At 71.5% G+C, this 9,354-nt stretch carries 1 pseudogene; it reads right to left on the reverse strand.

Going from position 1 to position 9,354, the window contains the following annotated elements:
* Positions 1 to 25 precede the first annotated feature (25 nt).
* Positions 26 to 9,349 (reverse strand): annotated as a pseudogene (locus JOF56_RS47050) (SDR family NAD(P)-dependent oxidoreductase); the annotation flags it as partial.
* Positions 9,350 to 9,354: the final 5 nt, after the last annotated feature.

Here is a 9,354-nt window from a genome sequence, read left to right on the forward strand (position 1 = left end):
GCGAGCTGGTGGTCCGTGGGGTTGTTCAGATGCCGTGGCTGGTGAGCCAGCGCTCCACTGCGGCGACGGTTTCGGCGACGTGGTCCTCCATCACCGTGAAGTGATCACCTGTCGTCGAGCCGAGGGTGTGCGGGAACGGCCAGGTGGCCCGCCAGTCGCCCGTGCCCTCGTCCTGGTGCGGCATGGGATCCTCCGCGCGGAGGAAGAACGTGCGGCTCTCGACGAGATCGAGCTCACACTCGTCCATGAGCGTGTAGTAGCGGCCCATCGCGGTCAGCCGCACGCCGGACAGCGCGTCCGCACCGAGGATGTGCTCACGGGCGAACAGCCCGTCGAGCATCACCTCGGTCGTCCGGTCGGAGAACCGGGCGTCGGCGCCGAACGTGTCGAGCAGGACCACGCCGGCCGGGCGCAGTCCGGCCCGCTCGGCCGCGCCCGCGACGGCGTAGGCGATCAGGCCGCCCGCCGAGTGGCCCAGCAGTACGAACGGATCCTCGCCCACGGCTGCCCGCAACGCGTAGACCTGCAGGCCGATGAAGGTCCGGAACGAGTCGGGCAGCGACTCGCCATCGGCGTAGCCCGGGTTGGGCAGCACCACGACGTCTCGCGAACCCTTGACCACCTGTGACAGCCGGGCGTACTGGACTGGGCCCGCGGTGGCGGTGATGGCCGGGAGGCAGACGAGCTTCGTGCGGCTGCCGCCCTGTGCCAGCGTGACCGGCTCCGGCACGTGCTCCGCGATGGCGTCGGCGGTGAACGACTCCCGGAGCCGGGACGCGGCCCTGATCAGCTGCATGCCCGCCGAGCCGGCCAGGCCGACCCGGTAGGACTCCCGGTAGAGGTCCTCGATCCCGGCGAACGGGTTCGCCGCGGGCTGCCTCACCGGTTGCGGCACGGCGTCCGCCACGGGCTCCGCGTCGACGAGTGCGGCCAGGTGATCGGCGAGGAGCGCCGTGGTCGGGTGCTCGAACATCGTGGTCTTCGGCAGCCGCAGCCCCAGCAGAGCGTCGAGGCGTCGGGTCAGCTCGATGCCGAGCATGGAATCGACGCCCACGTCAAGGAACTCGGCGTCCGGGTGGACCGGTGTGGCGTCGCGGCGCAGCACCGCCAGCTCGTTCTGGATGAACTGGACGAGCAGTGTGGTCCGCTCCTCCTGCGCGGCGGCGCGGATGCGGGTGCGCTGCTCGTCGGACGCCGCGGCGGGCCGGGCGGCCTTCTGCCGAGACACACCCGCGAGACGGTCGACCGGGACCGGCATCAGTGCCACCCGGCCGATCTCGGCCACGGGGCCGTCGGCGTCGGCGAGGTGCACGCTCACCGTGTCCTTGTCGACCGCCGAGATCCGCACGCGGGCGGCGGTGGCTGGCGCGTGCCGCCGTACCTGGGTCCAGGTGAACGGCAGCAGTACGTGGCCGGGGTCCCGGTCGAGGAACGGGCCGATCCCCAAGGCGTGCATGGCTGCGTCGAGCAACGCGGGGTGCAACCCGTAACCGTCGCTGCCGCCGGGCAGTACCACCTCGGCGAAGACGTCGGTGCCGCGTCGCCATGCGGCACGCAGTCCCCGGAACGCCGGGCCGTAGTCGTAGCCGTGCTCGACGAGGTCGCCATAGAAGTCGCCCAGCTCGACCTGTTCCGCGCCGGGCGGTGGCCAGGTCGCCAGCGCGTCGGCCCCGGCCGGGTCCGTGCTCGCCGGGGACAGCGCCGCCCTGGCGTGGCAGGTCCAGGCGGCGCCGTCGGCCGGTTCCGGTCGGGAGTGGACGGTCAGCGCCCGGGTCCCGTCCGGGTCGGGTGCCGAGGCGTGCACCTGGACCTGCACGGCGGCGTCCGGGTCCAGGACCAGCGGTGCCTCGGTGGTCAGCTCGGCGATCGCGGGGCAGCCGAGCCGTTCCCCGGCGTGGAGTGCCCAGTCGAGGAACACGCTGCCGGGCACCAGAACCGTGCCGTGGACGGCGTGGTCGGCGAGCCACGGGTGGGTGCCCGCCGAGAGCCGGCCGGTGAGCAGCAGGGTGTCGGCCTCGGCTAGGACCACCGCGCCGGCCAGCAGCGGGTGGCCGGCCGGGTCGAGCCCGGCCCCGGTGACGTCGCCCGGCTCCTCGGGTGCGTCGAGCCAGTAGCGCTGCCGCTGGAACGCGTACGTGGGCAGGTCGACCTCGGCGGTCTGGCGCGGCAGCAACGCGGGCCAGTCGACCGGGACGCCGTTGGTCCACAGGATCGCGGCCGTGCGCAGGACATCGCCGGAGCCGAGGACCCGCACCGGGCCGTCGGCGAGCCGTTCGACAGCGGGCGCTGGGTGCGGGCTCATCGCCAGGAACATGTCGATGCCCGCGTCGAGCGCCGCCCGCACCTCATCGTCGAACGACGTGGCCCACGGCTCTCCACTGGTGATCCTGCGTGCGGCGTCGTCGAGGGACAGTTCTCCGGACACACACGCGGCCACGATGCCGTGCCCGATGAGCGCGGCAGGCTGGACACCGAGAGCACGCCACAGGTCCGCCATCGAGACCATGACCGCCCAGCGCGCCGCCTCCGGCACGTCCCCGCAGTCGAGCACGTCCAGCAGCGACCAGTCCACAGCGGACTCCAGTGCCTTCCCACAGCGGGCCATGGACTGCGCGAACACCGGCGAACGCGTGAGCAGGTCCGTCGCCCAGCGGGTGCCGTCGCCGGGGAACACGAAGGCGACCTTGGTACCCGTGCGGGCCATGCCACCGAGGACGGTGTCGCCGTACTCGTGCCGTGCGAGCGCGTCGAGCCCGGCGACGAAGCCGTCCCGGTCGGGCGCGAGCACGACCGCGCGGTGGTCCAGCGCCGTGCGGGACCCGGCCAGCGCGGCGGCGACGTCCGTGAGGGACGCCGCCGTGCCCTTGTTGTCCCGCAACCGTTCCGCCTGTCCCGCCAGCCCGGCGGCGGACTTGGCGGAGAGCACCCACGGCAGCACCGGTCCCGGTTCGAGGACCACGGGTGCGGGTGGCCGGGGCTCGGCCTCCGGTGCCTGTTCGAGCACGACGTGGGCGTTGGTGCCGCTGATCCCGAACGACGACACCGCCGCCCGCCTCGGCTGCCCGGTCTCCGGCCACGGCACGGTGTCCGTCGCCAGCTCGACCGCGCCCGCGGTCCAGTCGACGTGCGTGGACGGCTCGGTCACGTGCAGGGTCGGCGGGACCAGGCCGTGGCGCATCGCCATCACCATCTTGATCACGCCCGCGGTTCCCGCCGCGGCCTGTGTGTGGCCGATGTTCGATTTCACCGAGCCGAGCAGCACCGGCCGGTCCGCCGGGCGCTGGCCGTAGGTCGCGAGCACCGCCTGCGCCTCGATGGGGTCGCCGAGCTTCGTGCCGGTGCCGTGTGCCTCCACGACGTCCACATCGGACGGCTCGAGCCCGGCACCTGCCAGCGCGCGGCGGATCACCCGCTGCTGCGACGGCCCGTTCGGCGCGGTCATCCCGTTGGACGCACCGTCCTGGTTGACCGAGGAACCCCGCACGACGGCCAGGACCGGATGCCCGTTGCGGCGCGCGTCCGAGAGACGCTCGACCATGAGCAAGCCGATTCCCTCACTCCACGCGGTGCCGTCCGCCGTGGCGGAGAACGCCTTGCAGCGGCCGTCCGGCGCGAGCCCGCGCTGCCGGCCGAACTCGGTGAACGCCGTCGGTGTCGCGAGCACGGTGACACCGCCCGCGACAGCGAAGTCGATCTCGCCACGGCGCAGGGCGCTCACAGCCATGTCCAGCGCCACCAGCGAAGACGAACATGCCGTGTCGACGGTCACCGCCGGGCCTTCGAAACCGAAGCTGTATGCCACCCGTCCGGTCGCCACGCTGCCGGCGCTGCCACTGAGGAAACCGGCCGCGTCAGCGGGGATCGACCGTAACCGGGCCGCGTAATCGTGGTACATGAGACCGCCGTACATGCCGGTCCTGCTCCCCCGCAGCTCAGTGATGTCGATGCCAGCGCGTTCGACGACTTCCCACGACAGCTCCAGCAGCAGCCGGTGCTGCGGGTCCATCACCGCAGCCTCACGAGGGGAGATCCCGAAGAACGTGGGGTCGAATTCCGCCGCGTCGTAGAGGAATCCGCCTTCCCGGACGTAGGTGGTGCCTAGCTCAGTGCCATCGCCGTCGTGCAGTGCGGCGACGTCCCAGCCACGATCGTCAGGAAAGGGGCCCAGCCCCTCCCGCCGCTGGACGACAAGATCCCACAAGTCTTCCGGCGACCGCACCCCGCCCGGGTAGCGGCAGCTCATCCCGATGATCGCGATGGGCTCGTCCGACGGCACCGGGCCGCGCGCCTGCAGCTCCACCGTGGCCGGGCCGAACTGTTCTCCCAAGAACGCGGCGAGCGCTTCGGGACTCGGGTAATCGAAGACCAGGGTGGCGGGGAGCCTGATCCCGGTCAGATCGGTCAACCGGTTGCGCAGTTCGACAGCGGTCAGCGAGTCGAACCCGAGCCTGGAGAAGGACTCGCCCGCGGCGATGTCGGCGGCCGTGCCGTGCCCGAGCACGATCGCCGCCTCTTCGCGGACCGCGTCCGTGAGCGCGAGCTGCAGGTCGGGTGCGGAGCGCATGCGGTCGTGCCAGCTCTCCACTCCGCGCACGGTGAGGCTGGGCAGCGGTGCCGCGACGAGGCCGCGTAGCAGTGCGGGTGGCCGACCCGGTCCGCGCAGGTCGAGCCGGATCGGCACCGCGACCGGGCCGGGCAGCCGGAGAGCCGCGTCGAACAGCGCCCCGCCCTCCGCTCCGGACAACGGCCGCAGGCCCGCCCTGGTCAACCGCCGCCGGTCGGTTTCGCCCAGGGTGCCGGTCATCCCACTCGTTTCCGCCCAGAGTCCCCACGCCATCGAGTGCGCGGGCACACCTGCCGCCCGGCGGTGTTCGGCCAGGGCGTCGAGGAACGTGTTGGCGGCGGCGTAGTTCGCCTGTCCGGGAGAGCCGAACACCCCTGCGGCAGAAGAGAACAGGGCGAACAGGTCGAGGTCCATGTCCGCGGTCAACTCGTGCAGGTACCACGCGGCATGGGCCTTGGGCCGCATCACACGACCCAGCCGCTCGGGGGTGATGGCCTCGACTACGCCGTCGTCGACGATCCCGGCCGAGTGCACGACGCCACGCAGTCCCGGGATCCCGGCGACCAACGCGGTCACCTGCTCCCGGTCGGCCAGGTCGCAGGCGACAAGGCGGACATCGGCCCCGAGGTCACGCAGTCGCGCGGCCTGTTCCTCCGCCCGTGGGGCATCGGGTCCGCGCTGGCTTGCCAGCACGAGGCTGGTCACGCCGTGTGTGGTGACCAGGTGCTCCGCCACGGCCGCCCCGATCACGCCGGTGCCTCCGGTGACCAGGACCGGGCCGGTGACCACGGGCGCCTCGGGCTCGGCAGGCGCGGCGCTCGCACGGGCCAGCCGCGGCACGAACACCGCGCCGCCGCGGATCGCGATCTCCGGTTCGGCCGCGGCGACGGCGGCGGCGAGCGCGCCTTCCGGAAGTATTTCGGTGTCGAGGTCGGCGATCAGGAACCGGTCCGGGTGTTCGGCGCTTGCCGAGCGCACCAGTCCGATGACGGCGGCTTGCGCCAGATCCACCCGGTCGTCATCGCCGACGACAGCGCCCAACCGGGTCAGCACGGCAAGGCGTGTGCCTGCTTGGTTGTCGTCGGCCAGCCACTCGCGGACACGAGCGAGAACGGCGGCGACCGTCTCTTCGGCACGAGTCGGCTCGTCGGTCGCCGTGACCGGCAGGGAAGCACAGTCCAGCAGGAAAAGTCCGGTGTCATCAACAGGCTCGTCGAGCGGGACGAACGGCTCCCACCGGCGGATGAACAGGGCATCGGCGACCATCGGGGTGGCCGCCTGAATCCGGGTGACCGGCCGTACGACCAGTTCGTCGATCCCGATGACCGGGGCGCCTGCCTGGTCGGCGACTCGCACCCGGACCACGTCGTCGGCGACGGCGGTGATGGCCACCCGGACCGACCGGGCACCCGTCGCGAGGAGCCGGACTCCCGTCCAGGCGAACGGCACACGAGCCGTGTCAGCACCGTCGAGAACGCCCATCGGGTGCAGAGCGGCGTCGAGCAGAGCCGGGTGGATGCCGAACCCGGTCGGCTCGTCGGGCAACGTCACCTCGGCGAAAATCTCGTGTCCCCGGCGCCAGACCGCCTGCAATCCCTGGAACGCCAGGCCGTACTCGTAGCCCATCCCGCGCAGAGCCGGGTAGAAGCCGTCGATGTCGACCTGTGTCGCGCCGGGTGGCGGCCAGGCACCGGTCACCGCGACGAACTCGCCCGGCGCATCGGTCGCTGGCCGCACGACGGCGTTCGCATGGCAGGTCCAGGCGGCCTGGCTGTCGTCTGGCCGGGAGTGGACGCTGACGGCCCGTTCGCCGTCGGCGTCCGCCGCACCGACCACGACCTGCAGTTGGGTGGCGCCGGTGCCAAGCACCAGCGGGGTCTCCACGATCAGGTCCCGCAGCGACGGGCACCCAACGTCCTGCCCGGCTCGCAGCACCAACTCGACGAACGCGGTCCCGGGCAACAGCACTGAGCCGAGCACCGCGTGGTCGGCGAGCCACGGGTGGGTCAGAGGGGACATGCGTCCGGTGAGTACGACGGTGTCGCCGTCGGCCATGCTGACCGCGGCGGCGAGCAGGGGGTGGTCGACGCTGGTCAGGCCAGCGGCGGCCACGTCGTTGGCACGATGGGACACAGTCGGCCAGAACCGCTTGCGGTCGAAGGCGTACGTCGGCAGGGCGACCCGCTCGGTCACGGCCGGCAGCACCGCCTGCCAGTCGACGGAAACACCGCCAGCCCACAACGCACCGACCGCGCGAAGCAGTTCGGCGGTCTGCGGCCGGTCGCGGTGCCCGACGGCGGTCACGACCGGCTTCTCCCCCACCACGCTGTCCACGATCGAGCTGGTCAGCACGGCATGCGGACCGAGTTCGACGACCGCGTCAACCTCAAGCGCGGCAACGGCATCACGGAACCGGACCGTGTCCCTGGCCTGCCGCACCCAGTAGGCAGAGGACATCACCTCGTCCGCCGTAAGCAGCGCCCCCGTGACCGTGGAGATGATCGGGATCTCGGGCGGCGCCCAGTTCAGTCCACCGAGGACGGTTTCGAATGCGGCCAGCATCGGTTCCATGCACGGCGAGTGGAACGCGTGACTGACTTTCAGGTACCGAGTACGCCGCCCCGCGTCCTCTGCCCGCCGCGCGACCTCCTGCACGGCCTCGGCGGTACCGGAGACCACGACCGCGTCCGGACCGTTGACCGCCGCGATCGAGACCTGGTCGCTACCGCCAAGCCAGTCCACGACCTCAGGCTCGGTCCCGCGTACGGCGAGCATGACGCCACCAGCGGGCAGGTCCTGCATCAACGCTCCCCTGACAACCGCCAGGGTGCTCGCGTCGACCAGGGTGAGCACGCCCGCCACGTGGGCCGCCGCGATCTCGCCGACTGAGTGTCCTAAAAGGACATTCGGCTGTACGCCCCACGCCGCCAGCGCGCGGAAGAGCGCGACCTCGACGGCGAACAGGGCGACCTGGGCGTACTTGGTCTGGCCGAGCAGGGTCTCGTCGCTGCCGAAGACGACCTCGGCCAGCGGGACGTCGAGCTGACGATCCACCACGGCGCACACCGCGTCGAAGGCTGAGGCGAAGGCAGGGATCTCGTCGTACCACTGTTTGCCCATGCCCGCCCATTGCGAGCCCTGCCCAGAGAAGACGACCGCGAGCGCGGCATCGGGACGGGCGACGCCATGGACAGTGCCGCGACCGGTCCGTTCCTGGTGGGCCAGCGCGGCAAGTTCCTGATCACGCTCGGCGCGATCCCGTGCGACGACGACCGTCCGATGCTCGAACTCAGGCCGGCGCACCAGGGCCGCCACCACTGCGGCGTCCTCGATATCGCCTGAAGCAAGGAACTCCGCGAGTTTGGCTGCCTGAAGGTGAACCTCGGCGGGCGTCCTGGCGGACAGCACCCACGGCAGCGGCCCCACCGCGGCCTCAGCATCCACAATGGACGTCTCAACGGCTTCCGCTGCCTGTTCGAGGATGACGTGGGCATTCGTGCCGCTGATCCCGAACGACGACACCGCAGCACGCCGCAGCCTACCCGTCTCCGGCCACGAAACCCGCTCGGTGACCAGCTCCACCGCACCCGCGGCCCAGTCCACGTGCGGAGTAGGCTCATCCACGTGCAACGTCTGCGGCACAACACCATGCCGCATCGCCAGCACCATTTTGATCACACCGGCCATACCCGCCGCGGCCTGCGTGTGCCCGATGTTCGACTTCACCGACCCCAGCCACAGCGGGATGTCACGCTCCCGGCCGTACGTGGCGAGCAACGCCTGCGCCTCGATCGGATCGCCCAGCGTCGTCCCAGTGCCGTGCGCCTCCACAACGTCCACATCGGACGCAGCCAACGCCGCCGCCGACAACGCGTCCTCGATCACCCGTTGCTGCGAAGGACCATTCGGCGCCGTCAAGCCATTCGACGCACCATCTTGATTCACGGCCGACCCACGGACCACCGCCAGGACCTCATGCCCGTTACGGACCGCGTCCGACAACCGCTCCACCAACAGCAAACCGACACCCTCACCCCACGCGGTGCCGTCCGCCCCGGCAGAGAACGCCTTGCAACGCCCGTCCCCGGACATGCCGCCCTGCTTGCCGAACTCGTCGAACACGCCAGGCGTCGACATCACGGTCACACCGCCCACCAACGCGAGCGAGCACTCACCGCCCCGCAACGCCTGCGCCGCGAGGTGTAACGACACCAAGGACGCCGAGCAGGCCGTGTCCACGGTGACGGCAGGCCCCTCGAAGCCGAAGGTGAACGCGACCCGGCCCGACACCACGCTGGCCGCGGTGCCGGTCAGCAGGTAGCCGAGCGACTCGTGCCGGGCGTGGTTGAGCAGGGCGCCGTAGTCCGATCCGTTCACGCCGATGAACACGCCGGTCTTGCTGCCGCGCACCGTGCCGGGGTCGATACCGGCACGCTCGAAGACCTCCCAGGACGCCTCCAGGAGCACCCGCTGCTGCGGGTCCATCTCCAGCGCCTCCCGTGGCGAGACCCCGAAGAACCCGGCGGCGAAGTCCGTGGCGCCGTCGAGGAACCCGCCCCGGCCACCGGGAACGACCGGCCAGCCGCGGTCGGCCGGGTACTCGCTCGTCGCGTCGACGCCGTCGGCGAGCAGCTCCCAGAATGCCTCCGGGGTGGCGGCTTTCCCGGGGAAGCGACAGCTCATCCCGACGATGGCGATCGGTTCGCGGGCCGCGTCCTCCAGGTCGCGCACGCGTTGCCGGGTGCGCCGCAGGTCCGCTGTCACCCGCTTCAGGTAGTCGACGACCTGCT

Origin of the sequence: Kibdelosporangium banguiense (genome assembly GCF_017876405.1) — a bacterium.
Taxonomy (GTDB): domain Bacteria; phylum Actinomycetota; class Actinomycetes; order Mycobacteriales; family Pseudonocardiaceae; genus Kibdelosporangium; species Kibdelosporangium banguiense.